The organism is Piscinibacter sp. XHJ-5 (genome assembly GCF_029855045.1).
Lineage (GTDB): Bacteria > Pseudomonadota > Gammaproteobacteria > Burkholderiales > Burkholderiaceae_C > Albitalea.
On record NZ_CP123228.1, the window covers coordinates 747,054 to 774,001 of the forward strand.

A 26,948-nucleotide genomic window follows, 5' to 3' on the forward strand; every position below is an offset into this window, starting at 1 on the left:
TTGCTTTCAGCTCTTGACTGCGCCGGCGGTGAGGCCGGAGACCATGTAGCGCTTGAACGCGTAATAGATCGCCGCCGGCGGCAGCGCGTAGATGAGGCCGGTGGTCATCAGCAGCTCCCACGGCGAGTCGTCGGCGGCGAGGAAGTTGCCCAGCGCGACCGCCAGCGTGACGCTCCTGTCGTTGGACAGCAGCAGGAAGGCGTACAGGTATTCGTTCCAGGCCAGCAGCAACGCGTAGGTGCCCACCGCCACCATCGACGGCGTCATCAGCGGCAGGTACACCAGGCGAAACAGCTGCCACGGCGAGGCGCCATCGATGCGCGCGGCTTCGTCGAGCTCGAGCGGCAACTTGTCCGACGCCTGCTTGAGCACCCAGATCGCGTACGGCGTCGCGATGGTGATCATGGCCAGGATCAGCGAGGCCTGCTTGTTCAGCAGTCCGTAGTTGCCCATGGTCTTGTACATGGGCACGGCGAGAAACGCCGCCGGGATGAAGTAGGTGAACAGCGCCAGGTTCATCACCCAGCGGCCGCCGCGCACCCTGAGCCGGCTGATCGCGAAGGCGGCGAAGGTCGCGATCACCAGCGTCGCGGCGCCGACCGCCACCGCGATCAGCAGGGAGTTCCACATCTGCAGCCAGAAGTGCTCGAGGAAGTAGTGCTTCTGCCCGAACACCCGCGCGAAGTTTCCGAGCGTGGGGTGGTCGGGCCACAGCTTGCCGGCGAAGGCCGACTCCTTCGGCGAGATCGCGAACAGGAACAGGTGGTAGATCGGCAGCAGCGTCCACAGCAGGACCGGGACGCCGATCAGCAGCAGCTTCGCTTCGTTGGTGATGCGGCGGCGGGTCAGCTTCATTTCGACAGGCGCTTCATCATGAAGTAGACCAACGGCAGGACCAGCGGCAGCGCGCAGACGATGGTCGCCATCGACAGGTCGACCTGATCGAGCCGCAGGTAGCGCAGCCCGAGCGTGGCCATGACGTGCGTGAGATCGGCCGGCCCGCCGCCGGTCAGCAGGTAGACGCTGTTGAAGTCGCCCAGTGTCCAGATCGTCGACAGCAGCGTCGACGTGAGGTAGAGGGTTCGCAGCGACGGCCAGGTGATGAAGCGGAACTTCTGCCAGCGCGACGCGCCGTCGACGGCCGCCGCTTCGTACATCTCGTTCGGGATGGCGAGGCGTCCGGCGACGAGGATCAGCGTCCAGAACGGCAGCGACTTCCAGATGTGCACCGTGATGGAAAGCGCCAGCGCGAGCGTCGGCTGCTGCAGCCAGTTCGGGCCGTCGGCGGCGGTGAAGCGGAAGATCAGCGAATTGATGAGGCCCCACTCGGGGTTCAGCATGAAGCGAATCGACAGGATCGTCGGGATCGACGGCACCGCCCACGGCAGGATGAACAGCAGCGACAGCCAGCGGATCCACACCCGCTCATGCACGAAAAAGCCCGAGAGAAACAGCGCGAGCATCATCTTGATGTTGATGCCGACGATGAGGAACACCAGCGTGTTGACGACCGTGCGGTAGAAGATGGGATCGTCGAACAGGCGCACGTAGCTGGCCGGATGGCGTGCGAGCCACAGGCCATAGCCCACCGGGTACAGCACGAACGCGATGAAGATGAGCACGTAGGGGGCGATCATGATCAGCCCCCACGCCTGCCACGGCGACATGCGCCGCCGCGGCGCGCCGACTTCGCGCGGCGCGGCCACGGGGCCTCGCTCGGCGCGAACCGGTGCCTGCACCGAACTCAACCAGCCACCGCCTTGATGCGCGCGATCAGCTCGTCGGCGGCCTGCTCGACCGGGATCTTGTCGTTGATGATCCGGCTCATCGCCTTGGCCCACACGTTCTCGTTGTTGAGGATGGTGAACTTGTAGTTCTTCGTGAATTCGAACGGCACCGTGCCGGCCGAGAACTGGCCGTGCACTGCGCGACGGTGCGGATCGGCCTGCCAGAACGGACGCTTGGTCGCCGCCTGCGTCACCGGGAACCAGCGGCCGAGCGCGCCTTCGACGTACGGCGTGAGGTTGTCTTCATTCAGCATGAAGGCGACGAACTCCTTCGCGCGCTTCATGTTGGGTGCGTTGGTGAAGATGACGCCGGTCTTGACCGCGGCGCGGTACACCGGCTTGCTGCCGTCCGGCTTGTTCGGGAAGCCCGCCGTGCGGATCAGCTCGTTGTAGTTCTTCTGCGCGGTGGCGCGCTGCTCCGGCGTGAGCGTCGCATTGTTCGAGTCGTCGAGCCACTTGGCCGCGATGGAGATGGTCGCGTTGTGCGTCATCATCGTCGTCTTGTTGTGGAAGGCGACGTTGTTGTCGGGGTCCTTCCAGTTCACCGACGAAGGCGGCGTGCAGCCCTTGACGTGGATGTCGGTGTAGTCCTTCAGCGCGGCCACCAGGCCCTGCTTCACCTTCGGATCGTCGACCAGCAGCTTGCCGCCGTCGTCGACCAGCTTCACGTTGTACTGGTCCATGAAGGTCAGGAACGAGTAGAACGAGTCGCTCGAGTCCACGCCCATCGGATTGCCGATGGCGTAGGTGCGCTGCCCGGTCTTCTGGCGGTAGGCCGGCTGGGCCTTGTCGCACCAGAACGACCAGTAGTCCTTCCAGCTCGTCGGAATGTCCGATTCCTTGAAGCCGGCGGCCTGGAGCATGTCGCTCCAGTACTCGATGTGCATCGTCTGCTGCTTGATCGGGAAGGCGTAGTACGCCTTCTTCTTCGCCTTGTCGCTGTAGAGCCAGGTGGTGGCCAGCGCCTCGGGCAGGAAGCTTCCCTTGATCGGCGTGATGATGTCGGTGATGTCCTCGAGCCGGCCGTCGAAGGCCCACTTGCCGGTGACCTGGAAGTCGAACACGTCGCCGTAGACGACGTCGGGGACGGTGCCGGCGTCGAGCGCCGACACGGTCTTGGGGATCATGTCCTGTGGCGGGTACTGCGAGAGCTCGATCTTGACGCCGGTCTTCTGCTCGAACTTCTTGATGGCGTCGAAGAGCGCGTCGTCCTCCGCCTTGTAGAAGCCCTTGCCCCACCAGATCGTCAGCTTCTCCTGCGCCAGCGCCTGAGCGCCGAACGCTGCGAGGCTTGCCCCGACCACCAAGCTTGCTATGCGGCCCATCATCGTCATGCCTTGTCTCCGGACGTTTGTATGACAATACTACAATCCCTTGGAGCAGCTGCACATGGCGACCAACCCCAACGAAGCATCCAATTGGCAACGCTTTGAAGTGCGAGCGCTACAGGGTTTTGCCGAACACCTGCTGTCGCGGGCCGGTTTGCGCACCGAACAGGCGCAGCTCGTCGCGCAGACGCTCGTCGAGGCCGACCTGCTCGGCCACACGACGCACGGCTTGCAGCTGCTCGCCGCATACCTGCGCGACATCGAGAGCGGCCGCATGACCGTGGAGGGCGAGCCCGAGGTGGTGCACGACCATCCCGGGGCGGTCACCTGGGACGGGCGCTACCTGCCCGGCCCCTGGCTGGTGCACAAGGCCATGCAGCTGGCCTTCGATCGCGTGAAGGCGCAGGCGGTGGTCACGGTGGTGATCCGTCGCTCGCACCACATCGCCTGCCTGGCCGCCTACCTGAAGCACGCCACCGACCGCGGGCTGGTGATGCTTCTGAGCTGTTCGGATCCGGCGGTGGCGTCGGTGGCGCCGCATGGCGCAATGGCCGGGCGCTACACGCCCAATCCCATCGCCGCGGGATTTCCGACCGACGGTGACCCGGTGCTGATCGACATCAGCGCGTCCACGACGACCAACGGCATGACGGCGCGCATGAACCGCGCGGGCACCGGCGAGCGCCTGCCAGGACCATGGCTGGTGGACAACAGGGGCGAGGCCAGCGACGACCCGCGCGTGATGCTCGCCGATCCGCCGGGCGCCATCCTGCCGCTCGGCGGCATGGACCTGGGCTACAAGGGCTTCGCGCTGGGCCTGCTCGTGGAGGCGCTGACCGGCGGACTGGCCGGGGCGAGCCGTGGCAACGCCGAGAAGCGCTGGGGCGCGTCCGTGTTTCTGCAGGTGCTCGATCCCGCGGCCTTCGGCGGTCGCGATGCGTTCGTCGCATCCACCGGCTGGCTCGCGCAGTCGTGCCGAACCGCTCCGGTCAAGCCCGGCCAGCCGGCGGTCCGCTTGCCGGGCGAGCGCGCGCTGGCGCTGCGCGAACGCCAGCGCAGCAGCGGCGTGGCGCTGCATCCCGACGTGATGCCGTCGCTGGCACCGTTTGCGCAGCGCTGGAGCCTCGCGATCCCCGGCTTCCTGTAGGGAGGGGGCGCGGCGATGCCCCCTGCGCGCGCGGCTACTCGATCCGGCTGCGTCGCTTGGCCACGAAGCCCAGCACGCCCAGACCTGCGAGCAGCAGGGCGGTCGTGCCCGGCTCGGGAACCGGCGTGAGCACCTGTGCCGACCCGACGAAGAAGGTCTCCGGACCGCCGCTGAACCCGGTCACCTCGGCCGACAACCCGACGCGATAGTCGGCAAAGCTGCCCGTGAACAGCGAAGCGGCGGCCGTGACATCCGCCGCATCGAGGCCGAAGGCATAGCCGGAGTTGCCGACGCCTGCCAGGGTGTTCGGGAGGAAGGTGTCGGTGAAGGAGCCGGACTTGAACAGCACCCCGCCCGCGGTGTCGTAGATGGTCAGGACGAGGTCGGTGAGCGTGATGTCGCGGGCGTTGCCCGGTTCCACCGCGTTGAACACCACGCGCAGGTCGCTGGCCGACGAGATGCCGAGTTCACCGAGCGTGTGCAGTCCTGTCTGCGAGTTGCCGTTGAGCGCGTCGCCGCTGAGCACCTTCAGGTTGGTGGCCGGGTCGACCGCCACGCTGCCGGACTCGAAGCTGGCGTTCTGGTTGGCATGGATGGTCAGGACGGTGTTCACCGCGCCGAGCCCGGTACCCGAGAGCTCCAGCGGCGATGTCAGCGTGAGGCCGGCGAATGCCGGCGTGGCCGCCAGGGCGAGCGAGGGCAGGGCGAAGCGGGCCAGTGTTCGAGTGCGTTGCATGTTGTGTTCTTCCTTCCGGAGGTATGGAGGCAGGAAGACCTATGCAACAGCGGTGCCGGCGTCCGCGCGGCGTCGGGATGCCCCCCGATTCGCGGGGTCGGCGCGGCGTTTGTGTAACCGCAGCGGGGAAAGCAGGCCTTCCCGGACACCTGGGTTACGGATCGTGACGTTTGCGCGGGCCGCCCTCGCGACGAAAGCGCCCGGCCATGTCCGGCAAACGATTCCGGTACCAGAAAACCTTGCGGGCAACGCGGATGTAGTCGCCGCGCCCGAGGGCGCGTAGGAGTTGTCCGTTTCCGAGCGAGCGGCACGCGCTGCCCCGCGCGCCCTCCTATGCTTTGTGCCAGGCGTTTCGCGCCGACCGCAAAGGAGAGCTGTCATGAATGCGACCCGCGAATCCGCTTGCGCCCATCGTGTTCGGGCGATCGTCGCCTGTGCCGCCGGCGCGCTGCTCGCCGCATGCGCCTCGACGCAGCTCGACGCGCAGTGGGCCGATCCGGACCGTCCCGCCGCATCGCTGCGCGGGGCGCGGGTTCTGGTGGCCTGTGAAGCCCACGAAGCGGTGATCCGGCGCATCTGCCAGGACCGTGTCGCGGCTGAAATCGTCGCGCGCGGCGCAACCCCCGTGCTGGCGGCCGAGAACACCGCGGGCGCGGATTCGAGCTATGCGCAGGCCGCCCGCTCCGCGGGCGCGCGCGCCATCCTCACCCAGCACATCGCGCCCTACGGCAGCACCATCAGCCCGGGCTTTTCCGTCGGACTCGGTGGCTTCGGCTTCGGCAGCGGACGTGTGGGGGCCGGGGTCGGCGTCTCGGCGCCCATCGGCGGGGGCCAGGTGACGACCGGCTATGCCGCCAACAGCCGGCTCACCGATGCCACGACCGGCAAGCTGCTGTGGACCGCCAAGGCGAGCTCCCCGCCGTCGCAGGACGTGCAGGGGCAGATGATGGAGCTCACGCGCGCGGTATTCGATTCGGCGGACAAGCTCGGTCTGTTCTGAGCCGCGCCGAGCGGCGCCCCGGGCACGCGAGACCGGCTGCTTCGATTCAGGGGGCTGGCGTTCGGCTACGGGACGATGCCGGCGCAGGACATCGAGGACGCGATACGCCGCCTGTCGTGTGTCGGCAGGCGTGAGACCGCGCTATCGTCGCGGCCTCGAAGGAGGGAAACGATGGTCCGTGTCCTGATCGTCATGCTGGCGCTGCTCGCGGCCGGCGCGGATGCCGGCGCGAAGCGTCGCGTCGACACCGCCACGGCCGACGCCGTGGGCCAGTTCGACTACTACGTGCTGACGCTGTCGTGGTCGCCGGTGTATTGCGAGAAGCATCCCGACGACAGCCAGCAGTGCGGCAGCGCGCGGTACGGCTTCGTGCTGCACGGCCTGTGGCCGCAGTACGCCAACGGCGGCTATCCCAGCACCTGCGCCGCCGGCGCCCGTCTGACCGAGGAGGCGCGCAATTTCGGCAGGACCGTGTTTCCGAGCGAGAAGCTGGTCGCGCACGAGTGGCGCAAGCACGGCACATGCAGCGGCATGGAGGCCAAGGCGTATTTCAAGGCGGCTGACGACGCGCGCAATGCGATCCGCATCCCTGAGCAGCTCCAGCCGGGGTCGCGAACTCAGCAGACGACGGCACAGGCGGTGTCCAAGGCCATCCGCGACAGCAACCCTTCCATCACGAACAGGGGGCTGGCGGTCGTGTGCTCCGGGCCGGAGCTCGCGGAGGTGAGGGTGTGCCTGTCGAGGGACTTGCGGCCGGTGGCCTGCGGCAGCGGCGTGCGCGACAGCTGCCGCAAGGGAACGATACGGGTGCCGGGCGTGCGATAGCGAGGTTCGACGGAAGCCTCTGTTTCCGTCGTGGAACGGTCGTCAGCAGCTGCTTCCGCTGTCGCCCCGGCCCCCGGAGCCACCATCGCCGGCGGTGCCCGCGCCCGGCACGTCGCGTGTCGTCTTCGGCGCCACGACGCCGCCGTTGGCGGCCCAGACCAGAAAGAACAGGACGCCGCAGAACGCGACGAACCCGGCCACGGCGACGAGCTCGATCATGGTGTGTCTCCTCCTTGGGGTTGGGCGTGCATGCTACGTCTGCACGTGCACGCGCGGGGTCCAAGAACGAGGGGGGAGACCGCCCCCAGACTCGGGGATTTGCGTCGGACGATGGCAGACCTACGATGTCGCAGACGGTGGCGAGGCGAGCGAGGGAACCCGCGCCAAGTAGCCCGGCAGTGACTCGTGCCGGCACCGTCTCCACATGACCCATCCCTGGAGCGCCGCACGGCGCTCCTCGAGGGAGCGCCGACAGCGGACCTGCGGTTGCGGCGCCCGGAGACGACGCAGCTCAGTCCTGGGTCGTCACGCTCACGACCTTCCCGCTGCGCGTTTCGATCTCGCACCGGTAGCGGAACGGAATCGAATTCATCCCCGGCGCGCGCTGCACGGCGCCCTGGCCTTCGACGCTGGTATGCGCATCGGCGGCGGGGCGCAGCTGGCGCGAATCGGAGCCGAACGCAATGCGCCCGACGCGCGGGTACTTCTGCTTGAGCTGCGATGCCGCCGCCGTCTCGCAGGCCTCGGGCGAGAAGTGGGTGAGGTCCGGCTCCCACGCCGCGCCGCTGCCCGATCGCGTGCCGCCGGTCTCGCGGAACATCACGCCCGAGGTGCCGCCGGTCCTGGCGTTGAAGGCGCAGCTGTAGCTGAACGACATCGTGCCGCCCGGGCTGCGATAGCGCCCCTCGCCCTTCACGCCGGTCTCGTCGGCGTCGGGCGCCGGGGCGATGGCGCGCTTGGCGCCGACGAACTCCACCTCTTGCGCGTCGCGGCCGCGCATGCGGCGCACGGTCTCGGCGACCGCCTCCTCGCAGCGGTCTCCGGCCTTGGCCGCGTCGGACTTCGTGTCCGCGGCGGCCATGGCGGGAACCGGTATCGCGCAGGAGACGATGGCGGCGGCGAGTGCGAAGGTCAACGGCTGGTTCATGGTCATGCCCGGGTGGTGAAGACAGCACGATCATGGTGTCGCCTTTCATCGGCCCCGACAAGCGTGCTTGCACCGGCCCTAGGCCGCATGCGGATGTATTGCGCCTTCTCGTCCTTCGTGTCGGTCTCGTCGGTGATGCGGTCGAAATGGAAGCTGCTCTTGCCTTGCGCTGCTAGCGAGCGGCCACCGACGGCCCAGTCGTGCGGGCGAGCGTCGCGCTGCGAGTCGCGCAGCTCGATCAGCCCTTGGCTTGCAGACCGTCGATGGCGTGGCAGGAAAGCTTGCGGCGGCGTCGCGCGAAGGGCTTGAACGCCACCGTCCATGAAGCCCTATGCCATGGCCTCCGTCGCGGCTGGCGCGCTCGCCGCCGCCTTGGGCAGGCTGCACTTGCGGTGAATCAGGTCGCTGCGCGCAAACAGCTCCGCGACCCAGTCGACGAACACGCGCACCTTGGTGCTCAGGTGGCGGTTCGGCGGATAGACCACATGGATGGGCAGCGAATCGGCGCACCAGTCGAGCAGGACGGGCTGCAGCGTGCCGGCCTGGATGTGCGATTGCGCCATGAAGCTCGTCGTCCACACGATGCCCAGTCCGGCCAGCCCCGCGGCCAGGCCGGCGTTCGAGTCGTTGACCGACAGCACGTGGCGACCGCGCACTTCGATGCGCTCGCCGTCCTTGTTGAAGGTGAACGGGTACACGCGTCCGGTGCGGTGCGAGAAGTAGTTCACCACCGTATGGGCGTCGCTTTCCAGGTCGCGCGGATGCTGCGGCATGCCGTGTCGCTTGAGGTAGGCCGGCGTGGCGCAGACGAGCGAGTGGAACTCGCCGATGCGGCGCGCCACCAGTGACTGGTCGGTGATCTCGCCGCCGCGCAGCACGCAGTCGACGTTCTCGCTGATCAGGTCGACCGGCCGGTCGCTGACGCCCAGGTCGATCTGGATGTTCGGGTACTTCGCGTAGAAGTCGGGCAGCGCCGGGATCAGCAGCAGCTGTCCGACCGGCGAGCCGACATCGATGCGCAGGCGCCCGCGTGGATTGACCTTGGCGCGCGTCATGCTCGATTCGAGCTCGTCCACGTCATTGAGCAGACGCAGCGCCCGGTCGTAGTACGCCGCCCCGTCGGCCGTGACCGTGACGCGGCGCGTCGTGCGGTTCAGCAGCTGCGTCTCCAGATGCGCCTCGAGCGATTGCACGAGGCGGGTGACGGTCGGCTTCGGCATGGCGAGCGAATCGGCCGCCTTCGTGAAGGTGCCGGCCTCGACGACACGCACGAAGGCCTGCATCGCGACGAACTTGTCCATGGGTTCCCTTGAGTGCTGGTTGGTGATCGGCCCGAATTGTTCTGCTCACTGAAATGAACCATGAGTCGAATGGCTATTGGTCGGCGCGGGGGCCGCCTCTATCTTTGCCGCATCCCATTGCTCGGGTGCCGCAGCCGATGTTTCCCTCCACCTTCCGTACACCGACCCTCACCGCGCCGCAGGTGCTGCATCTGCATGGCGGTGCGTTCGTCATCGGTGCGCCGCCGGGCGGATCGCGGGTGGCGGCGCTGCTGAAGCAGGCCGGTGCCTGCGTGCACTCGTTCGACTATCCGCTGGCGCCGGCGCACCCGTTTCCGCAGGCGGTCGAATCCGCCTATGCGGTGCTGGCCGGCATGCAGCCGAAGCGCCGCTGCGGGCCGCTGTTCGTGGCCGGCGAAGAAGCCGGCGGCAATCTCGCGGCCGCGTTGGCGCTGATGGCACGCGACCGCGGCGGACCGATGCTGGCCGGGCAGATCCTGCTGTCGCCGATGCTCGACGTGTGCGTGGCCACCGCCTCGCTGCGCGATGCGCGTGCCGGCCCCGTGGGGTGCCGCTGGGCCGACGGCTGGCGCAAGTACCTGCCGCGCGCCAGCGACGCCACGCATCCGTATGCCACGCCGGGCTCGGCGATGCGCCTGGCCGGTCTGCCGCGCACCTTGCTGCTCACTTCGCAGGACGACCCGCTGCGCGACGAGACACGTGCCTACGCGCAACGCCTGCGCGACGAAGGCGTGCCGGTCGACGAACTGGTGCTGCCCTTTGCCACCGGCTTTCCCGTCGCCTACCGCGAGTCCGGCAACGAGGCGCCCTGGGCCGAAGCCTTGCGCGAGCCGCTGCGCCGGTTCCTGAATCAAGACCCCTGCCAACCCTGATCCCGGAGGAATCCATGACAACAAGCACATCCGCCGCCCGCCGGCGCCTCTGGGCAGCGCTGACTGCCGTCGCTGCCCTCGCCGCCATCCCCGCGGCCGTCTTCATGCTGACCGGCACGCAAGCCGAGGCGACGACCGCCCCGGCGGCGCCGCAGGCCACGCCCGCGTCGGTCGCCACCGTGATGCAGAGCGAGGTCTCCGCCTGGGACGAGTTCTCCGGCCGCCTCGAAGCCGTCGAGCGCGTCGACATCCGCTCGCGCGCGGCCGGCACGGTGCAAGCGGTGCACTTCCGCGAGGGTGCGCTGGTAAAGGCCGGCGATCTGCTGGTGAGCATCGATCCCGCGCCCTACGCCGCCGAAGTGGACCGGGCGCAGGCGCAGGTCGCCGCCGCGCAGGCGCGCGTCACGCACCTGAAGAGCGAGCACGCCCGCGCCGAGCGGCTGTGGGAAGAGCGCGCCATCGCGCAGCGCGAGCTCGACGAGCGCAGCAACGCGCTGCGCGAAGCCGAAGCCAACCTGCGTGCTTCGCACGCCGCGCTGCAGTCGGCGCAGCTCAACCTCGGCTACACGCAGGTGCGCGCGCCCATCGCCGGCCGCATCGGCCGGATCGAAGTGACGGCCGGCAACCTCGTGGCCGCCGGTCCGAATGCACCGGTGCTGACCACGCTGGTGTCGGTGAGCCCCATCTACGCCAGCTTCGATGCCGACGAGCAGATCGTCGCCCGCGCGCTGAAGGACCTGCCCGGCGGCGCCGGCGCACGTGCCGCGCACATCGACCGCATCCCGGTGCGCATGGGCACCGCCGCGCAGGCCGACACGCCGTTCACCGGCCACCTGCAGCTGGTCGACAACCAGGTCGACGCCCGCAGCGGCACGGTGCGCGTGCGCGCGGTGTTCGACAACAAGGACGGGGCGCTGATGCCGGGTCAGTTCGCGCGGCTGCGCATGGGCCAGGCGAAGAACGGCAACGCGCTGCTGATCAACGAGCGGGCGGTGGGCATCGACCAGGACAAGCGCTTCGTGATGGTGGTCGGCGCCGACAACAAGGCGACGTACCGCGAGGTGACCCTGGGCGCTCCGGTCAACGGGCTGCGCATCGTCACCTCCGGCCTGCAGCCGGGCGAGCGCATCGTGGTCAACGGCTTGCATCGCGTGCGCCCGGGTGCATTGATCGCGCCGCAGAGCGTCGCGATGGACGCCAAGCCGCAGGTGCAGGCGCAGCGCGCCGGCGCGACGGCGTCGTGATGGGATCGCCGCCATGAATCTCTCCAAGTTCTTCATCGACCGCCCCATCTTCGCCGGCGTGCTGTCGCTGCTGATGCTGCTGGCCGGCCTGATCGCGCTGCGCAGCCTGCCGATCTCGGAGTACCCGGAGGTCGTGCCGCCGTCGGTGGTGGTGCGTGCCCAGTACCCCGGCGCCAATCCCAAGGTGATCGCCGAGACGGTGGCCACGCCGCTGGAAGAGGCCATCAACGGCGTCGAAGGCATGCTCTACATGGGCAGCCAGGCGACGACCGACGGGCTGATGACGCTCACCGTCACCTTCAAGCTCGGCACCGATCCCGACAAGGCGCAGCAGCTGGTGCAGAACCGTGTCGCGCAGGCCGAGCCGCGACTGCCCGAGGAGGTGCGCCGCCTCGGCCTGACGACGGTCAAGAGCTCGCCCGACATCACGATGGTCGTGCACCTCGTGTCGCCCAACGGGCGCTACGGCATGGACTACCTGCGCAACTACGCCGTCCTCAATCTCAAGGACCGGCTGGCGCGCATCCAGGGCGTGGGCCAGGTGGCGATATGGGGCGGCGGCGAATACGCCATGCGCATCTGGCTCGATCCGCAGAAGGTGGCGCAGCGAGGCCTGTCCGCCGGCGACGTGGTGCGTGCCATCCGCGAGCAGAACGTGCAGGCGGCGGTCGGCGTGGTCGGCTCCTCGCCGAGCGTGCCGGGGGTGGACCTGCAGCTGTCGGTCAATGCGCAGGGCCGCCTGCAGAACGAGGAGGAGTTCGGCGACGTCATCGTCAAGACCGCCGCCGACGGCGCCGTGACGCGCCTGCGCGACGTCGCCCGGCTCGAGCTCGGCGCGGCCGACTATTCGCTGCGCTCGCTGCTCAACAACGACGCGGCGGTCGGCGTGGGCGTGTTCCAGGCCCCCGGCTCCAACGCGCTCGACATCTCGTCGCAGGTGCGCCAGACCATGGTCGAGCTGTCGAAGCACTTCCCCGAGGGCGTGGAGTACCGCATCGCCTACGACCCGACGCAGTTCGTGCGCGCCTCCATCAAGTCCGTGGTGCAGACGTTGCTGGAGTCGGTGCTGCTGGTCGTCCTGGTGGTGATCCTGTTCCTGCAGACCTGGCGCGCATCCATCATTCCGCTGCTGGCGGTGCCGGTGTCGGTGATCGGCACCTTCGCCGTGCTGCACCTGCTGGGCTTCTCGATCAATGCGCTCAGCCTGTTCGGGCTGGTGCTTGCGATCGGCATCGTCGTCGACGACGCCATCGTGGTGGTCGAGAACGTCGAGCGCAACATCGAGGCCGGTCTCTCTCCGCTGGATGCCACGTACCGCGCCATGCGCGAGGTGTCGGGGCCCATCGTTGCCATCGCGGTGGTGCTGGTCGCCGTGTTCGTGCCGCTGGCCTTCATCAGCGGTCTCACGGGGCAGTTCTACCGGCAGTTCGCGGTGACGATCGCCATCTCGACGGTGATCTCCGCGATCAACTCGCTGACCCTGTCGCCGGCGCTCGCGGCGCTGCTGCTGCGCGGCCACGACGCGCCCAAGGACGCGCTGACCCGCGGCATGGATCGCACGCTCGGCTGGCTGTTCCGCGGCTTCAACCGCGTGTTCAAGCGCGGGTCGGCGGGCTACGGTGGCGGCCTGCAGGGCGTGCTGTCGCGCAAGACGCTGATGATGGCGGTCTACCTGGCGCTGGTGGGCGCGACCTTCTTCCTGTTCAAGGCGGTGCCCAGCGGCTTCGTGCCGGCTCAGGACAAGCAGTACCTGATCGGCTTCGCACAGCTGCCCGACGGCGCGACGCTGGACCGCACCGAAGACGTGATCCGGCGCATGGGCGAGATCGCCGAGAAGAACCCCAACGTCGAGGGCACGCTGGCCTTCCCGGGCCTGTCGATCAACGGCTTCACCAACAGCTCCAACTCCGGCATCGTGTTCGCCATGCTCAAGCCCTTCGACGAGCGCAAGCGCGCCCATCAGAGCGGCGGGGCAGTGGCGGGCCAGCTCAACCAGGCCTTCGGCGGCATCCAGGACGCGTTCATCGTGATGTTCCCGCCGCCGCCGGTGCAGGGGCTGGGCACGACGGGCGGGTTCAAGCTGCAGCTCGAGGACCGCGCCTCGCTCGGCTATGACGCGATGGATGCCGCGGTCAAGGCGTTCATGGCCAAGGCCTCGAAGACGCCCGAGCTGGCAGGCATGTTCACCAGCTGGCAGGTGAACGTGCCGCAGGTGTTCGCCGACATCGACCGCACCAAGGCGCGGCAGCTCGGCGTCGCCGTGACCGACGTGTTCGAGACCATGCAGACCTACCTGGGCAGCGTGTACGTCAACGACTTCAACAAGTTCGGCCGGACCTACAGCGTGCGGGTGCAGGCCGATGCGCCGTACCGCGCCCGCGCCGAGGACATCGGTGCGCTGAAGGTGCGATCGAGCACCGGCGAGATGGTGCCGCTGTCGGCGCTGATGAAGGTCAACTCCAGCTTCGGACCGGAGCGCGCCATGCGCTACAACGGCTATCTGTCGGCCGACATCAACGGCGCACCGGCGCCCGGCTACTCCTCCGGCCAGGCGCAGGACGCCATCGAGCGCATCGCCGCCGAGGTGCTGCCGCAGGGCATCGGCTTCGAGTGGACCGACCTGACCTACCAGGAGATCCTCGCCGGCAATTCAGCGATCTGGGTGTTCCCGCTCGCGATCCTGCTGGTGTTCCTGGCGCTGGCCGCCCTGTACGAGAGCCTCACCTTGCCCCTGGCCATCATCCTCATCGTGCCGATGGGGCTGCTGGCGGCGATGACCGGCGTGTGGTTGTCCGATGGCGACAGCAATGTGTTCACGCAGATCGGGCTGATGGTGCTGGTCGGGCTGTCGGCCAAGAACGCCATCCTGATCGTCGAGTTCGCACGCGAGCTCGAATTCGCCGGTCGCACGCCGGTGCAGGCGGCCATCGAGGCGGCGCGGCTTCGGCTGCGGCCCATCCTGATGACCTCGCTGGCGTTCGTGATGGGCGTGCTGCCGCTGGTCACCTCCACCGGCGCCGGCGCCGAGATGCGGCAGGCGATGGGCGTGGCGGTGTTCACCGGAATGATCGGCGTGACCGCCTTCGGCCTCTTCCTGACACCGGTGTTCTATGTGCTGCTGCGCCGCCTGGCGGGCAACCGGCCGCTCAAGCTGCACGGCGAGGTGCCGCATGTGGAGGCCTTCGCCGGCACGGGCGGACCGCTGAAGGCGATGCCCGCGGCGCCGCGCCATGAGCATGAATGAGAAAGGAACGATCGTGAAACGAGGGATGGTGCTGTCGGCGCTGACGCTTGCGCTGGTGCTGGCCGGTTGCGCGACGCCGCCGGCAATCGATACCGCGGCGCTGCCGGCCACGCCGGCGGCCTTCAAGGAAGGCGACGGCCGCTGGACGGTCGCCGCGCCGGCCGAGGCGCAGCCGCGCGGCGCCTGGTGGAAGGCCTTCGGCGACCCGGTGCTCGACGGCCTGGTCGAGCGCGCCGACCGCGAGAACACGCAGGTGCAGGTGGCGGCGGCGCGGCTCACGCAGGCGCGTGCGCTCCTGCGCGGTGCCCAGGCCGACCGCGCGCCGCAGGTCGGCGTGAGTGCGGGCGCCAGCCGCGGCACCGTGGCCGGCGCCGGTCCGGCGGCTTCGACGCTGGTCAGCGCGGGCGCCAGCCTGTCGTACGAGCTCGACCTCTTCGGCCGCATCTCCCGCACGACGCAGGCCGCGGCGCTCGACGTGCAGGCGAACGAAGCGCTGCTGCAGAGCACGCGCCTGCTGGTGCAGGCCGAAGTGGCGCAGACCTACCTGTCGCTGCGGGCGGTCGACAACGAGCGGGCGATCCTGCGCGACACGGTCGAGGCCTACCGCAACACGCTGCGACTGACCGAGCGGCGCCAGCAGGCCGGCGACGTCGCCGAGCTCGAAGTGTCGCGCGTGCGCACCGAGCTGGCTGCCACCGAATCGGAGGCTCTCGCGCTGGAGCGCAGCCGCGCCGCGCTGGAGCATGCCTTGGCGGTGCTGGTGGGCGAGGTCGCATCGGGATTCGCGCTGGCGGGCAGCGACGGTGCCACGGCATTGCCGATCGTGCCCGCCGGCGTGCCGGCCACCGTGCTCGCGCGGCGGCCCGACGTCTCGGCGGCGATGGCGCAGCTGAAGGCGGCGCAGGCGCGCGTCGGCGTCGCGCAGGCGGCGTGGTTCCCCGATGTGTCGCTGACGGCGGCCGGCGGCTTCGCCTCGCCCGAGGTGTCGGATCTCTTCAAGTGGTCCGCACGCTCATGGACCGTCGGCGCGCTGCTCGCGCTGCCGCTGTTCGACGGTGGCCGGCGTGAAGCGGGCGTGCAAGCCGCTCGCGGCGGCTTCGATGCGGCGCTGGCCGACTATCGCCAGAAGGTGCTGGTGGCGTTCAAGGACGTCGAGGACGAGCTTTCCGCCTTGCGCTTGCTGGCCGAGCAGTCGCAGGCGCAGGCGCGGGCGGTGGACTCGGCGTCGCGCGCGACGGCGCTGTCGGAGGCGCGCTACCGCAATGGTTTCGTCAGTCAGCTCGATCTGTTGGACGCGCAGCGAAGCGAGCTGCGCAATCGGCGGCAGGCGGTGCAGGTGAGGGCGGCGCAGTATCAGGCGACGGTGGGATTGATCCGCGCGCTGGGCGGCGGCTGGGAGTCGTAGCCCGATTCACCGGGGCCTGCCCCTCTCCCGCAAGCGTGAGAGGGGCCGCTGTGCTCACCTCGAATCACGACACCACCACCGGAATCTCCGTCGCCGGCGGGGTGTTCCGGCTGCGACCGCAGCGCACGATCCCGTCGATCATCACCATCCCGACACCGGGAATGTCCCCGAGCTGCACGCTCTCCAGCAAGGTGCGCCCCGCCGTGTGCTGCGCGCGGTCGAGGAACACGAAGTCCGCCGCGCGCCCCGGCTCGATCAGCCCGCAATTCAGCTGGCGCAGCCGCGCCGTGTTCCCGGTGGCGAAGCAGAACACCAGCTCCGCCGGGATGCCGCCCAGGCTGGACAGCAAGGCGATCATGCGAAGAATGCCCAGCGGTTGAACGCCCGATCCCGCCGGCCCGTCGGTGCCGAGGATCACCCGGTGCGGGCACTTGAGCTGCATGGCGGCCTGCGCCGCGGCGATCGCGATCTTCTCGTTGCCGTTGTGCACGATCTCGATCGCGCGCCTGGACTTCTCGCACAGCTCGCACACGTGGGCCTCGGGCAGCGCGGTGTGGCCGCCGTTGATGTGGCCGATGATGTCGGCATCGGCCTCGAGCACCACGTCCTTGTCGATCAGGCCCGAGCCGGGAATCGACGGCCCGCCGGTGTGGATGGTGCTCTGGATGCCGTGCTTGCGCGCCCACGCCACCATCGCCTGCGCCTCGTAGCCGGCCTTGACCGAGCCGAGGCCGACCTCGCCGAGCAGCGTCACGCCGGCATCGGCCAGGTCCTTGAAGTCCTGCTCGACCATGCCCTTTTCGAGCACCGGCGCGCCGGCCAGCACCTTCACGCCGCCGGGGCGGAAGTTGTCGAACGCGCGCTGGGCGGTGATGGCCAGCGCCTTCAGCCCGACGATGTCCTTGGGCCGGCCGGGCAGGTGCACTTCGCCGGCGGAGACCATCGTCGTCACGCCGCCGTTCAGCGTGGAATCGATCCAGCCGAGCTGGTTCTGCCGCGGCGTCCAGTCGCCGAACACCGGGTGCACGTGGCTGTCGATCAGGCCCGGCGCCACGCAGGTGCGCCTGGCGTCGATCAGCAGGTTCGGCCCGGCGGTGTCGCAATCGGCCTCCTTGCCGACCGCGACGATGAGGCCGTCGTTCGCGACGATGGTGTCAGCCTCGAGGATGGGGCGGTCGATGTCGCCGGACAGCAGCAAGCCGATGTTGCGGATGACGACCTTGCCCGATTTCCCAGTGGCTGCAACGTCTGCCATGGCAGTCTCCTCATGCGCTTCGCTTCAGGCGCGCCGCGCTCTCGCGCACCGCGACAGCGCTCAGCACCGTGTCGATGATGACCTGCGCCCAGTGCGTCATCGCCGTGTCGCTCTCCAGCTCCTCGCCGAGGAAGGCCGACAGCGTGAAGCGGTTGGACAGGTAGAAATAGCCCATCGCGGCGATGGTGAGGTACACGTCGCGCGCGATCACGTCGCTGCGGAACACCCCTTGCGCCGCGCCGTTGCGCAGCACGCGTCCCAGCACCTCGATGGCTGCCGACGAGTACTCGCGCGCGCGCAGCGACTTGGCGATGTGCCGCCCGCGGTGCAGGTTCTCGGTGTTGAGCAGCGTGATGAATTCGGGGTTCCTCTGGTAGTAGCCCCACATGAAGCGGATGATCGCCTGCAGCGACTCCACAGGCTCGTCGGCGTCCAGCACGAGCTGCGACTCCGCCTCGTTGAACCGCCGGTAGGTCTCCTCCAGCACGGCGATGAAGAGCTCTTCCTTGCTGCCGAAGTAGTAATAGATCATCCGGTCGTACGACTTGGCCGCCTTGGAGATCTGCTCCACGCGGCCGCCGTCGAAGCCGTGCTTGGCGAACACCTTGGTGGCCGCCTTCAGGATGCTGTCGCGCGTGGCCTGTGCCGCCAGCTCGCGCACGCCGGGCCGCCGGCCCGCGACGGCGGAGCGCGGCGAGGCGCTGCGGCGCGACGTGGTGGTGGCCATCGTCACTGCTCGGCGAAGGCGCGCTCGATGACGAAGTCGCCCGGCGTGGAGGTGTTGCCCTCCTTGAAGCCACGCTGCTCCAGCATGTGCTTGAGGTCGCGCAGCATGCCGGGGCTGCCGCAGATCATCACGCGGTCGTTCGCCGCATCCAGCGGCGGAAGCCCCAGGTCCTCGAACAGCTTGCCGCCCTCGATGAGCTCGGTCACGCGCCCCATGTTGCGATAGGCCTCGCGCGTGACGGTCGGGTAGTACCGCAGCTTGCTCGTGACCAGCTCGCCGAGGAATTCGTGGTTGGGCAGGTGCTTGACCAGCAGGTCGTGGTACGCCAGCTCGTCGACCTGGCGCACCCCGTGCACCAGCACGACCTGGTCGAACTTCTCGTATGTCTCGGGGTCGCGCACGATGCTCATGAAGGGTGCGAGTCCGGTGCCGGTGGACAGCAGGTAAAGCCGCTTGCCCGGGACCAGGTAGTCGATCACCAGCGTGCCGGTGGGCTTGCGGCCGACGACGATGGTGTCGCCGGGCTGGATGTGCTGCAGCCGCGAGGTGAGCGGGCCGTCGGGCACCTTGATGCTCAGGAACTCGAGGTGCTCCTCGTAGTTGGCGCTGACGATGCTGTACGCGCGCAGCAGCGGCTTGTTGTTGACGCGCAGGCCGATCATCGTGAAGTGGCCGTTGTTGAAGCGCAGCGCGGGGTCTCGCGTGGTGGTGAAGGTGAACAGCTTGTCGGTCCAGTGGTGGACGCTCAGAACCCGTTCCTCGTTGAAGGCGCTCATGACCGTTGGACGCTCCTGATGGGTGAATTCCCGAGTCCGGGAGGGTGCGGCCGACAAAGGGAAAAAACCGCCTTGCGCCGGCGTCTCCGCCCATGTAGTATCCGCAACATCAATGTTAAGCGAATACTACATGAACTGCAATCGGCAGGGCAAGGATCGCAGGACATGACTGAACACACCAAGACTGACGGCCTGCCCGGCCTGCCCGAGGCGGGCGCCGTGCCGCAGGTGCTCGAGAAGGCGCGTCCGCGCAACGAGCGCATGGCGGGCAACAAGATCGAGTGCAACGCCTGCCCGGTGCTGTGCCAGATCACCGAAGGCAAGAGCGGCGCCTGCGACCGCTACGCCAATGTCGACGGCGTCCTGGTCCGGGTGGATCCGGTGATCCTGCTTCGCCGCTCGGCCGGGCGCATCGGCGACGAGGTGGTGGCATTCGAGGCGCTGCCAGCCACCGACGAGCCGTCCGACGCCGTCTTCGTCACCGGGGTCGGCTCCTCCACCACCTACCCCGACTACAAGCCGGCGCCGTTCATCGTCGCGTCGCAGGCCGACGGTGTCGACATGGTGACGGTGGTGACCGAAGGCATCTTCAGCTATTGCAGCTTCAAGGTGAAGATCGACACCGACCGCTGGCTGGGCCCCGAGCAGGCCAACGTGCGCTGCAAGGGCGAAGTCGTGGGCCATGTGTCGACGGCGGAGTACGGCTCGCAGATGCTGTCGCTCGGCGGCGTGCACCACCTCACCGGCGGGAGCAAGAAGGAAGGCCGCGTCACCGTCGAGATGATGCAGGCGCTCGGCAACAAGCAGCCGGTCGACCTCACCATCGAGGGCGGCGCGCAGATCGTCGTGCAGGCCGGCCGCGCGCCCATCGTCAACGGTGTCGAGGAAGAACGCATGCGCGTGGGCTGCGGCTCGGCGACCATCGGCATCTTCGCCAAGCAGTTCTACGGCCGCGCCGACGAGGTCGTGGTGGTCGACGACCACATCACCGGCGTGCTCACCGAGCACCAGGCCGGCCGCTGCCTCGACATGCGGCCGTCGGGCATCAGGATCCGCGGCCGCAAGTCGACGCCGGGGCGCTACTTCCAGGTCGCCAATCCGGGCACCGGCTGGGGCGGCACCGACATCGCCGACCCGCTGTCCATCATCGAAGGCTGGGATCCCGAGGTCGCCTGGCCAGGCCTGCGCCTGCTGATGGTGTCGACCACCGGCGAGCATTCGCAATGGCTGGTGCTCGACGACGCGCTGGTGCCGCGCCCGGCGCCCATGCCCGAGGCGGTCGCCGCCATCGTGTCGCGCATCGGCGAGAACTGCGAGCCGTCGCTGGCCACCGTGCTGTTCCTCGGCGGCGCGGGCGGCAGCCTGCGCGCGGGGGTCACCGAGAACCCGGTGCTGCTCACGCGATCGATCAAGCAGGCGATGGTCAACGTCACCTGCGGGGGCGCGCCGGCGTATGTGTGGCCGGGCGGCGGCATCACGGTGATGGTCGACGTGGCGCGCATGCCCGACAACAGCTTCGGCACCGTGCCCACGCCGGCGCTGGTCGCGCCCATCGAGTTCAGCATGCGGCTGGACGACTACCGGGCGCTCGGCGGGCACATGGAGCACGTGCGCCCGCTGGCGCAGGTGCTGGCCGAAGGCGCATGGCACCACGACGGCGCGCCCACTGCGCGGCGCTGGCTGCCGCCGTCGGCGGCCAATCCGTGGCCGCTGGGGCAGGCGCCGCTGCTGGGCTGAGGAGGGCACGCAGATGCACAGTCAAGAAGCCGTTCGTTGAACACACCATGCCCGCGCAACGCCAACTCCTCCCCGACGGCCGCTGGCACTTCCAGCACGGTCCGATCGACCTGCTGATCGGCGCCGAGGGCGACTCGCTGGCGCTGTCGCACGTGCACCTGGCCGCCTGGCACCGCTTCGAGACACTGCTCGACGAGCTGGTCGGCGAGCTGCGCCTGCTGCGCATGCCCGTGACCGGCTCGGCGTGTCCGCTGCAAGGCGACGTCGCTCGATGCATGTGGGTGGCCTGTCATCCCTACCGCGCCGGCTTCATCACGCCGATGGCGGCCGTGGCCGGCGCGGTGGCGCAGACGGTGATCGGCTGCTACCGGCGCGAAGGCATCACGCGGGCGTGGGTCAACAACGGCGGCGACATCGCGCTGCACCTGACGCCGGGCACGTCATGGCGCATCGGGCTGTTCGCGGATCCGACGCGCTTCGATCCACGCACGCCGCTGCAGGTCGATGCCGGCTTCACCGTTCACGCCAGCCTGCCCGTGCGCGGCGTCGCCACCAGCGGATGGCGCGGACGCAGCTTCTCGCTGGGCATCGCCGACAGCGTGACCGTGCTGGCGCGCACCGCGGCCGAAGCCGATGCCGCCGCCACGGTGATCGCCAACGCGGTCAACCTGGAGGACGATGCGCGCATCGTGCGCCGGCCCGCCTGCGAGCTGAAGGACGACACCGACCTCGGCACCATCCCGGTGACGGTGGACGTGCCGGCGCTCGACGAAGACGCGGTGCGGCGCGCGCTCGCTGCGGGCGAACGGCGCGCGCGCGAGCTGCAGGCGCTGGGCCTCATCTGGTCCGCGGTGCTGTGCTGCCAGGATCGCTACGTGGTCGTCGAAGCCGAGCGCCGCAGCCAGCTGCCCCAGATCGACGCGACGCTGCCGCGCATGTCGGTCGACCGCCGCGTTGGTTCAGTATTTGCTTAACGAAATCACGATGAACACGCCACCGATGATCGACGTGCGCCGCGTGCTGACGCAGGTGGAGGACATCCACCACGAGTTCGGCCCGCCGCCGACGCAGCCGCTGCGCCGCGGCGCCATCGCCGCGGTGCTGCGCAATCCGTTCGCCGGCCGCTACGAGCCGGACATCCTGCCCATGATGGACGCGCTGCAGCCGCTGGGCGTCACGCTGGCTCAGCAGCTGCAGCAGGCGATGGCCGTGACGGTGGAGCGCATCGAAGGCTACGGCAAGGGCGCCATCGTCGGGGCGGGCGGCGAGCTGGAGCACGGCGCGCTGTGGCACGTGCCGGGCGGCTATGCGATGCGCGCGCTGCTCGGCTGGAAGGGCGACCGCCAGGCCTATGCCCAGGGCCAGGGCGAGTCGAAGAAGGGGCAGCCCGGCAACGGGCTCGCCATCGTGCCCTCGACCAAGAAGGTCGGCGCGCCGGGCACCGCGCTCGACGTGCCGCTCACCCACATCAACGCCGCCTATGTGCGCAGCCATTTCGACGCGATGGAAGTGCGCGTGCCCGGCGCCCCCGCCGCCGACGAGATCGTGCTGATCCTGGTGATGAGCTGCGGCCCGCGCGTGCATGCGCGCGTCGGCGGATTGAAGGCCGCCGACATCGCCCGGTGGGACGGCTTGAGGTAGAGGAGAAGCAGATGCCCGCGAAGATCCGCAAACTGATCGTGCAGGTCGACGAGACGCGCCAGGAGATGGGCCGCGCCATCGATCCGCCGGCGCGCAAGGCGCTGGCGATGGCCGTCATCGAGAACCCCTTCGCCGGACGCTATGCCGACACGCTCGACGAGCTGGTCGACATCGGCGAGGAGCTCGGCGCGCTGCTCGGCGAGAGGTGCGTGCAGGCGCTGGGCATCGCACCGGGGCGTGCGCACAGCTACGGCAAGGCCGCCATCGTCGGAGAGGCCGGCGAGCTCGAGCATGCCGCGGCCATCCTGCACCCCAAGCTCGGCGCGCCGCTGCGTCGCGCGGTGGAAAAGGGCGCGGCGCTGGTGCCCTCCGCCAAGAAGCGCGGCGGACTCGGCACCGCGATCGACGTGCCGCTGGGCCACAAGGACGCCGCGTTCGTGCGCAGCCACTTCGACGCGATGGAAGCGCGCGTGGCCGACGCGCCGCGCGCCAACGAGATCGTCGTCGCGGTGGTCGTCACCGACAGCGGGCGTCCGCTGCCGCGCATCGGCGGGCTGCAGGTGAGCGAGATCAAGGGTGAGGATGGGTTGCGGTGAGCAACGGCATGAATGCGGTAACCACGGAGCCACGGAGACGCAGAGGAGCACTCTTCCCTGTGTCTGCGTGGCTCCGTGGTGAATGAATTCCTTCCATCAAGAGGAGCGTTCCATGAACATCAAGCACGCCGCCATCGCGGCCACCATCACCACGATGGCGCTCGCCGCCCACGCCCAGGGCGTGATCAAGATCGGCGAGGTCAACAGCTACAAGGTGCAGCCGGCCTTTCTCGAGCCCTACAAGAAGGGCATGGAGCTGGCGGTCGAGGAGATCAACGCCGCCGGCGGCGTCAACGGCAAGAAGCTGCAGCTCATCACCCGCGACGACAACGGCAACCCGGGCGATGCCGTGCGAGCGGCCGAGGAACTGCTCTCGCGTGAGCAGGTCGATGTGCTGACCGGCACCTTCCTCTCCAACATCGGCCTCGCGCTCACCGACTTCGCCAAGCAGAAGAAGGTCTTCTTCCTCGCGGGCGAGCCGCTCACCGACAAGATCGTCTGGCAGAACGGCAACCGCTACACCTTCCGGCTGCGCCCGTCGACCTACATGCAGTCGGCGATGCTGGTGCCCGAGGCCGCCAAGCTCAGGAAGAAGCGCTGGGCGGTGGTGTACCCCAACTACGAGTACGGCGTGTCGGCCGTCACCACCTTCAAGCAGCTGCTCAAGGCCGCGCAGCCGGACGTCGAGTTCGTCGCCGAGCAGGCGCCGCCGCTCGGCAAGCTCGATGCCGGCAGCGTCGTGCAGGCCCTGTCCGATGCCAAGCCCGATGCCATCTTCAACGTGCTCTTCGGCGCCGACCTCGCGAAGTTCGTGCGCGAGGGCAACACGCGGGGCCTGTTCCAGAACCGCGAGGTCGTCAGCATGCTGACCGGCGAGCCCGAGTACCTCGATCCGCTGAAGGACGAGACGCCCAACGGCTGGATCGTCACCGGCTACCCCTGGTACGGCATCCAGACACCGGAGCACAAGGCCTTCTTCCTCGCCTACCACGGCAAGTTCAAGGACTATCCGCGGCTCGGCTCGGTGGTCGGCTACAGCATGATCAAGTCGGTGGCCGAAGGCGCGAGGAAGGCGAAGAGCACCGAGACCGAGAAGATGATCGCCGCCTTCAAGGGCCTGCAGGTGCCCACGCCGTTCGGCACCATCACGTACCGCTCCGAAGACCAGCAGTCGACGATGGGCGCGTTCGTGGGCAAGACGAAGAACGAAGGTGGCAAGGGCACGATGGTGGAGTACCGGTACCTCGACGGGGCGAAGTACCTGCCGGTCGGCGAAGAGCTCAAGAAGCTGCGTGCGCTGGACTGATCTGACGGCCTGCAAGTGCATCAACCACAGAGCCAGCGAGACACAGAGATGAAGACTGCGCACTTCCCCTGTGCTCTGCGTGGCTCCGTGGTTCATCGAATTCGACAGGGCACATGAACTTCTCCGGCTTCATCGTCCAGCTCCTCAACGGCCTTGCGGGAGCCTCGTCGCTGTTCATGGTCGCCGCCGGCCTGTCGCTGATCTTCGGCGTGACGCGCATCGTCAACTTCGCGCACGGCTCCTTCTTCATGCTGGGCATCTACATCGCCTACTCGCTGTCGCAGTGGCTGGGCGGCGGCGCCTGGTTCTGGCCGGCGCTGCTGCTCGCCGCGCTGGCGGTGGGCGCCTTCGGCGCGCTGGTGGAGATGACGCTGCTGCGCCGCATCTACCGCGCGCCCGAGCTGTTCCAGCTACTCGCCACCTTCGCGCTCGTGCTCGTGATCAAGGACGCGGCCCTGTGGTTTTGGGGGCCCGAGGATGTGCTCGGCCCGCGCGCGCCGGGCCTCGCGCGCTCGGTGGAGATCCTCGGGCGGCAGTTTCCGAGCTACGACCTGCTGCTGATCGTGATCGGGCCCGCCGTGCTGGGGCTGCTGTGGCTGCTGCTGACGCGCACACGCTGGGGCACGCTGGTGCGCGCGGCCACGCAGGACCGCGAGATGGTGGGCGCGCTGGGCGTCAACCAGGCGTGGCTGTTCACCGCGGTGTTCGCGCTCGGCGCGATGCTGGCGGGCCTGGGCGGTGCGCTGCAGCTGCCGCGCGAGCCCGCGAACCTCGGCCTGGATCTGCTGACGATTGGCGACGCCTTCGTGGTCGTCGTGGTCGGCGGGATGGGGTCCATTCCCGGCGCCTATGTCGCGGCGCTGCTCATTGCCGAGATCAAGGCGCTGTGCGTGGGCCTGGGCACCGTGGACCTCCTCGGCGTCAGCTTCTCGTTCTCCAAGCTCACCCTGGTGGCTGAGTTCCTCGTCATGGCGGTCGTGCTGGTCGTGCGGCCGTGGGGCCTGCTGGGCCGCGCGCAAGGCGTGAGCCGCAGCGCGGCACCGGCCGAGGCGCCGCTGCGGCCGGCCGACCGCACGCTGAAGTGGACCGGCGCGGTCGTGCTCGCCGGCCTGCTGCTGCTGCCGCTGATCACCGCGCAGTCGCCGTATGCCACCGTCCTGGCCATCGACCTGCTCACCGCCGCGCTGTTCGCCGCCAGCCTGCACTTCATCATGGGGCCGGCCGGCATGCACTCGTTCGGCCATGCAGCGTACTTCGGGCTGGGGGCCTATGGCGCGGCGCTGCTGGTGCTGCGCTTCGGGTTGCCGATGGAGCTGTCGCTGATCGCGGCGCCGCTGGTCGCCGCGCTCGGCGCCCTGCTGTTCGGCTGGTTCTGCGTGCGCCTGTCGGGCGTGTACCTCGCGATGCTCACGCTGGCCTTCGCGCAGATCGTCTGGTCGATCTGCTACCAGTGGGACCAGTTCACCGGCGGCAGCAACGGCCTCACCGGCGTGTGGCCAGCGCCGTGGCTGGCCGACAAGCGCGCGTACTACTACCTCACGCTGATCCTCGTGGCCGGTGCCGTGCTGCTGCTGCGCCGCGCCTTGTTCTCGCCCTTCGGCTATGCGCTGCGCGCCGGGCGCGACTCGCCGCTGCGCGCCGATGCGATCGGCATCGACGTCAAGCGCCTGCAATGGGGCGGCTTCGTCGTCGCCGCCGCCTTCGCCGGTCTCGCCGGCGCGCTGTTCGCCTTCTCCAAGGGCAGCATCTCGCCCGACAGCATGTCGGTCGGCAAGTCGGTCGACGGGCTGGTGATGGTGCTGCTGGGCGGGTTGCAGACCCTGGCCGGGCCGGTGGTCGGGGCGGTGACCTTCACCTGGCTGCAGGACAGCGTGGCGCGCAGCACCGACTACTGGCGAGCGCTGCTCGGCGGCATCATGCTGCTGCTGGTGCTGGCCTTCCCGCAGGGCATCGCGGGATTCGCGCGGCAGCTGATCCGCAGGAGCGCGCCATGAGCCTGTTGCAGGTCAGCCATCTGCAGAAGCACTTCGGCGGCCTCACGGCCGTCGACGACGTCAGCTTCAGCCTCGCTCCGGGGGAACTGCTCGCGCTGATCGGCCCCAACGGCGCCGGCAAGTCGACGACCTTCAACATGGTCAACGGCCAGCTGCGCGCCGACGGCGGCTCGATCCGCTTCGATGGCCAGGAGCTCGTCGGACGCAGGCCGCGCGAGATCTGGAAGCTGGGCGTCGGGCGCACCTTCCAGATAGCAGAGACCTTCTCCTCGCTGACGGTGATCGAGAACGTGCAGATGGCGCTGCTGTCGGCCGACGGCAGGCTGTTCTCGATGTGGCGCCCGGCCGCGGCGCACAAGCGCGAGCAGGCGCATGCGCTGCTCGAGCGGGTCGGCATGGCCGCGCAGGCCGACCGTCCCTGCAGCGAGCTGGCCTATGGCGACGTCAAGCGTGTCGAGCTGGCCATCGCGATGGCCAACGCCCCCAAGCTGCTGCTGATGGACGAGCCCACCGCCGGCATGGCGCCCAGGGAGCGCAACGAGCTGATGGCACTGACGAAGAAGCTGGTCGTCGAGCGCGGTCTCGCGGTGCTCTTCACCGAGCACAGCATGGATGTCGTCTTCGCCTATGCCGACCGCATGATCGTGCTGGCGCGCGGGCGCCTCATCGCCGAGGGCAAGCCGATGGAGATTCGCGACCATCCGAAGGTCCAGGAGGTGTACTTCGGCACCGGCAGGACGTTCGAGACGAAGACGAGCACGCCTCGGGAGGTCGCGTGAGCGCATGCCCCCTCACCCGAGCCCTCTCCCCCGTGTCCGGGGGAGAGGGTGCAAAGCGGCTCCGTCTCCCTCTCCCGCCTGCGGGAGAGGGTTGGGGTGAG

The 26,948-nt window shown here is 68.9% G+C and carries 25 protein-coding genes; 14 read left to right on the forward strand and 11 right to left on the reverse strand.

The annotated features are described in order from the left end of the window. Positions 1-6: 6 nt before the first annotated feature. From P7V53_RS03565 to P7V53_RS03575, 3 genes are all read right to left on the reverse strand, one after another. Positions 7-855 carry a carbohydrate ABC transporter permease gene (locus P7V53_RS03565; RefSeq protein WP_280154104.1) on the reverse strand — a complete coding sequence of 283 codons (849 nt, stop codon included), beginning with the start codon at positions 853-855 and terminating at the stop codon, positions 7-9. Further along, the gene (locus P7V53_RS03570; protein WP_280156422.1) at positions 852-1,667 is read right to left on the reverse strand and encodes a sugar ABC transporter permease; all 816 of its coding nucleotides are present in this window, start codon (positions 1,665-1,667) and stop codon (positions 852-854) included. The genes P7V53_RS03565 and P7V53_RS03570 overlap by 4 nt, the downstream gene beginning before the upstream one ends. A gap of 77 nt (positions 1,668-1,744) precedes the next feature. Then, positions 1,745-3,115, reverse strand: a complete 1,371-nt coding sequence (locus P7V53_RS03575) for an ABC transporter substrate-binding protein (RefSeq protein WP_280156423.1) — start codon at positions 3,113-3,115, stop codon at positions 1,745-1,747. 46 nt (positions 3,116-3,161) lie between these two features. Here P7V53_RS03575 and P7V53_RS03580 point away from each other — a divergent pair, with 46 nt between their 5' ends. Beyond that, entirely contained in the window at positions 3,162-4,262 is a 1,101-nt protein-coding gene (locus P7V53_RS03580) for an Ldh family oxidoreductase (RefSeq protein ID WP_280154105.1), read from the forward strand. A gap of 34 nt (positions 4,263-4,296) precedes the next feature. On the opposite strand, the gene P7V53_RS03585 is transcribed toward P7V53_RS03580, so the two are convergent. Further along, the gene (locus P7V53_RS03585) at positions 4,297-4,998 is read right to left on the reverse strand and encodes a PEP-CTERM sorting domain-containing protein (protein ID WP_280154106.1); all 702 of its coding nucleotides are present in this window, start codon (positions 4,996-4,998) and stop codon (positions 4,297-4,299) included. Between the two features lie 379 nt (positions 4,999-5,377). On the opposite strand from P7V53_RS03585, the gene P7V53_RS03590 reads away from it, so the two are divergent. Both P7V53_RS03590 and P7V53_RS03595 read left to right on the forward strand, forming a co-directional pair. Then, positions 5,378-5,998, forward strand: a complete 621-nt coding sequence (locus P7V53_RS03590) for a hypothetical protein (protein WP_280154107.1) — start codon at positions 5,378-5,380, stop codon at positions 5,996-5,998. A gap of 171 nt (positions 5,999-6,169) precedes the next feature. Next, positions 6,170-6,823 carry a ribonuclease T2 gene (locus P7V53_RS03595; protein WP_280154108.1) on the forward strand — a complete coding sequence of 218 codons (654 nt, stop codon included), beginning with the start codon at positions 6,170-6,172 and terminating at the stop codon, positions 6,821-6,823. 42 nt (positions 6,824-6,865) lie between these two features. On the opposite strand, the gene P7V53_RS03600 is transcribed toward P7V53_RS03595, so the two are convergent. The 4 genes from P7V53_RS03600 to P7V53_RS03615 all read right to left on the reverse strand — a co-directional run bounded on the left by P7V53_RS03600 (position 6,866) and on the right by P7V53_RS03615 (position 9,271). Further along, positions 6,866-7,042 carry a hypothetical protein gene (locus P7V53_RS03600; protein ID WP_280154109.1) on the reverse strand — a complete coding sequence of 59 codons (177 nt, stop codon included), beginning with the start codon at positions 7,040-7,042 and terminating at the stop codon, positions 6,866-6,868. A 292-nt stretch (positions 7,043-7,334) separates the two neighbouring features. Next, on the reverse strand, positions 7,335-7,976 hold the full coding sequence (locus tag P7V53_RS03605) for a hypothetical protein (protein WP_280154110.1): 642 nt from the start codon (positions 7,974-7,976) through the stop codon (positions 7,335-7,337). After that, positions 7,973-8,293, reverse strand: a complete 321-nt coding sequence (locus P7V53_RS03610; RefSeq protein ID WP_280154111.1) for a hypothetical protein — start codon at positions 8,291-8,293, stop codon at positions 7,973-7,975. Before P7V53_RS03610 ends, P7V53_RS03605 begins: the two co-directional genes overlap by 4 nt. 6 nt (positions 8,294-8,299) lie before the next feature. After that, positions 8,300-9,271 (reverse strand): LysR family transcriptional regulator, encoded by a 972-nt coding sequence (locus P7V53_RS03615; RefSeq protein WP_280154112.1) that lies wholly within the window; start codon positions 9,269-9,271, stop codon positions 8,300-8,302. A 137-nt stretch (positions 9,272-9,408) separates the two neighbouring features. Here P7V53_RS03615 and P7V53_RS03620 point away from each other — a divergent pair, with 137 nt between their 5' ends. The 4 genes from P7V53_RS03620 to P7V53_RS03635 are packed head-to-tail and all read left to right on the forward strand — an operon-like array spanning position 9,409 to position 16,036. Beyond that, positions 9,409-10,143: an alpha/beta hydrolase fold domain-containing protein gene (locus tag P7V53_RS03620; protein WP_280154113.1), complete on the forward strand. Its 735-nt coding sequence runs from the start codon at positions 9,409-9,411 to the stop codon at positions 10,141-10,143. Between the two features lie 14 nt (positions 10,144-10,157). After that, on the forward strand, positions 10,158-11,387 hold the full coding sequence (locus tag P7V53_RS03625; protein ID WP_280154114.1) for an efflux RND transporter periplasmic adaptor subunit: 1,230 nt from the start codon (positions 10,158-10,160) through the stop codon (positions 11,385-11,387). Positions 11,388-11,400: 13 nt separating this feature from the next. Beyond that, positions 11,401-14,631 (forward strand): multidrug efflux RND transporter permease subunit, encoded by a 3,231-nt coding sequence (locus tag P7V53_RS03630; protein WP_280154115.1) that lies wholly within the window; start codon positions 11,401-11,403, stop codon positions 14,629-14,631. Beyond that, positions 14,624-16,036, forward strand: coding sequence for an efflux transporter outer membrane subunit (locus tag P7V53_RS03635; RefSeq protein WP_280154116.1), 1,413 nt, complete (start codon positions 14,624-14,626; stop codon positions 16,034-16,036). The genes P7V53_RS03630 and P7V53_RS03635 overlap by 8 nt, the downstream gene beginning before the upstream one ends. Positions 16,037-16,100: 64 nt before the next feature. Here the strand turns inward: P7V53_RS03635 and P7V53_RS03640 are convergent, their stop codons facing one another. Genes P7V53_RS03640 through P7V53_RS03650 form a run of 3 tightly spaced genes read right to left on the reverse strand, consistent with a single transcriptional unit; the run spans position 16,101 to position 18,794 of the window. Further along, positions 16,101-17,291, reverse strand: coding sequence for an amidohydrolase family protein (locus tag P7V53_RS03640; protein WP_280154117.1), 1,191 nt, complete (start codon positions 17,289-17,291; stop codon positions 16,101-16,103). A gap of 10 nt (positions 17,292-17,301) precedes the next feature. Continuing rightward, complete coding sequence (locus P7V53_RS03645; RefSeq protein WP_280154118.1) at positions 17,302-18,018, reverse strand: TetR family transcriptional regulator; 717 nt, start codon at positions 18,016-18,018, stop codon at positions 17,302-17,304. Positions 18,019-18,020: 2 nt separating this feature from the next. Then, positions 18,021-18,794 (reverse strand): ferredoxin--NADP reductase, encoded by a 774-nt coding sequence (locus P7V53_RS03650; RefSeq protein WP_280154119.1) that lies wholly within the window; start codon positions 18,792-18,794, stop codon positions 18,021-18,023. A gap of 165 nt (positions 18,795-18,959) precedes the next feature. Between P7V53_RS03650 and P7V53_RS03655 the strand changes: the two genes are divergently transcribed. The 7 genes from P7V53_RS03655 to P7V53_RS03685 all read left to right on the forward strand — a co-directional run bounded on the left by P7V53_RS03655 (position 18,960) and on the right by P7V53_RS03685 (position 26,847). Continuing rightward, positions 18,960-20,531: a 6-hydroxynicotinate reductase gene (locus P7V53_RS03655; protein WP_280154120.1), complete on the forward strand. Its 1,572-nt coding sequence runs from the start codon at positions 18,960-18,962 to the stop codon at positions 20,529-20,531. A gap of 47 nt (positions 20,532-20,578) precedes the next feature. Continuing rightward, a complete protein-coding gene (locus P7V53_RS03660; protein ID WP_280154121.1) occupies positions 20,579-21,505 on the forward strand; it encodes a UPF0280 family protein in 927 nt (308 codons plus the stop codon). Between the two features lie 25 nt (positions 21,506-21,530). Next, positions 21,531-22,172, forward strand: coding sequence for an amino acid synthesis family protein (locus P7V53_RS03665; RefSeq protein ID WP_280156424.1), 642 nt, complete (start codon positions 21,531-21,533; stop codon positions 22,170-22,172). Between the two features lie 11 nt (positions 22,173-22,183). Further along, positions 22,184-22,768 carry an amino acid synthesis family protein gene (locus tag P7V53_RS03670; RefSeq protein ID WP_280154122.1) on the forward strand — a complete coding sequence of 195 codons (585 nt, stop codon included), beginning with the start codon at positions 22,184-22,186 and terminating at the stop codon, positions 22,766-22,768. Positions 22,769-22,880: 112 nt separating this feature from the next. After that, complete coding sequence (locus P7V53_RS03675) at positions 22,881-24,074, forward strand: ABC transporter substrate-binding protein (RefSeq protein ID WP_280154123.1); 1,194 nt, start codon at positions 22,881-22,883, stop codon at positions 24,072-24,074. Between the two features lie 113 nt (positions 24,075-24,187). Next, positions 24,188-26,068 carry an ABC transporter permease gene (locus P7V53_RS03680; RefSeq protein WP_280154124.1) on the forward strand — a complete coding sequence of 627 codons (1,881 nt, stop codon included), beginning with the start codon at positions 24,188-24,190 and terminating at the stop codon, positions 26,066-26,068. After that, positions 26,065-26,847, forward strand: coding sequence for an ABC transporter ATP-binding protein (locus P7V53_RS03685; protein ID WP_280154125.1), 783 nt, complete (start codon positions 26,065-26,067; stop codon positions 26,845-26,847). Before P7V53_RS03680 ends, P7V53_RS03685 begins: the two co-directional genes overlap by 4 nt. Positions 26,848-26,948 lie beyond the last annotated feature (101 nt).

Coding starts and splice junctions, on each gene's coding strand:
- P7V53_RS03640 (WP_280154117.1), bottom strand. CDS start 17,291: ATGGCAGACGTTGCAGCCACTGGGAAATCGGGCAAGGTCGTCATCCGC.
- P7V53_RS03635 (WP_280154116.1), top strand. CDS start 14,624: ATGAATGAGAAAGGAACGATCGTGAAACGAGGGATGGTGCTGTCGGCG.
- P7V53_RS03665 (WP_280156424.1), top strand. CDS start 21,531: ATGATCGACGTGCGCCGCGTGCTGACGCAGGTGGAGGACATCCACCAC.
- P7V53_RS03615 (WP_280154112.1), bottom strand. CDS start 9,271: ATGGACAAGTTCGTCGCGATGCAGGCCTTCGTGCGTGTCGTCGAGGCC.
- P7V53_RS03675 (WP_280154123.1), top strand. CDS start 22,881: ATGAACATCAAGCACGCCGCCATCGCGGCCACCATCACCACGATGGCG.
- P7V53_RS03685 (WP_280154125.1), top strand. CDS start 26,065: ATGAGCCTGTTGCAGGTCAGCCATCTGCAGAAGCACTTCGGCGGCCTC.
- P7V53_RS03570 (WP_280156422.1), bottom strand. CDS start 1,667: ATGTCGCCGTGGCAGGCGTGGGGGCTGATCATGATCGCCCCCTACGTG.
- P7V53_RS03630 (WP_280154115.1), top strand. CDS start 11,401: ATGAATCTCTCCAAGTTCTTCATCGACCGCCCCATCTTCGCCGGCGTG.
- P7V53_RS03610 (WP_280154111.1), bottom strand. CDS start 8,293: ATGGACGGTGGCGTTCAAGCCCTTCGCGCGACGCCGCCGCAAGCTTTC.
- P7V53_RS03605 (WP_280154110.1), bottom strand. CDS start 7,976: ATGACCATGAACCAGCCGTTGACCTTCGCACTCGCCGCCGCCATCGTC.
- P7V53_RS03645 (WP_280154118.1), bottom strand. CDS start 18,018: ATGGCCACCACCACGTCGCGCCGCAGCGCCTCGCCGCGCTCCGCCGTC.
- P7V53_RS03620 (WP_280154113.1), top strand. CDS start 9,409: ATGTTTCCCTCCACCTTCCGTACACCGACCCTCACCGCGCCGCAGGTG.
- P7V53_RS03655 (WP_280154120.1), top strand. CDS start 18,960: ATGACTGAACACACCAAGACTGACGGCCTGCCCGGCCTGCCCGAGGCG.
- P7V53_RS03650 (WP_280154119.1), bottom strand. CDS start 18,794: ATGAGCGCCTTCAACGAGGAACGGGTTCTGAGCGTCCACCACTGGACC.
- P7V53_RS03680 (WP_280154124.1), top strand. CDS start 24,188: ATGAACTTCTCCGGCTTCATCGTCCAGCTCCTCAACGGCCTTGCGGGA.
- P7V53_RS03565 (WP_280154104.1), bottom strand. CDS start 855: ATGAAGCTGACCCGCCGCCGCATCACCAACGAAGCGAAGCTGCTGCTG.
- P7V53_RS03590 (WP_280154107.1), top strand. CDS start 5,378: ATGAATGCGACCCGCGAATCCGCTTGCGCCCATCGTGTTCGGGCGATC.
- P7V53_RS03600 (WP_280154109.1), bottom strand. CDS start 7,042: ATGATCGAGCTCGTCGCCGTGGCCGGGTTCGTCGCGTTCTGCGGCGTC.
- P7V53_RS03670 (WP_280154122.1), top strand. CDS start 22,184: ATGCCCGCGAAGATCCGCAAACTGATCGTGCAGGTCGACGAGACGCGC.
- P7V53_RS03595 (WP_280154108.1), top strand. CDS start 6,170: ATGGTCCGTGTCCTGATCGTCATGCTGGCGCTGCTCGCGGCCGGCGCG.
- P7V53_RS03575 (WP_280156423.1), bottom strand. CDS start 3,115: ATGATGGGCCGCATAGCAAGCTTGGTGGTCGGGGCAAGCCTCGCAGCG.
- P7V53_RS03585 (WP_280154106.1), bottom strand. CDS start 4,998: ATGCAACGCACTCGAACACTGGCCCGCTTCGCCCTGCCCTCGCTCGCC.
- P7V53_RS03660 (WP_280154121.1), top strand. CDS start 20,579: ATGCCCGCGCAACGCCAACTCCTCCCCGACGGCCGCTGGCACTTCCAG.
- P7V53_RS03625 (WP_280154114.1), top strand. CDS start 10,158: ATGACAACAAGCACATCCGCCGCCCGCCGGCGCCTCTGGGCAGCGCTG.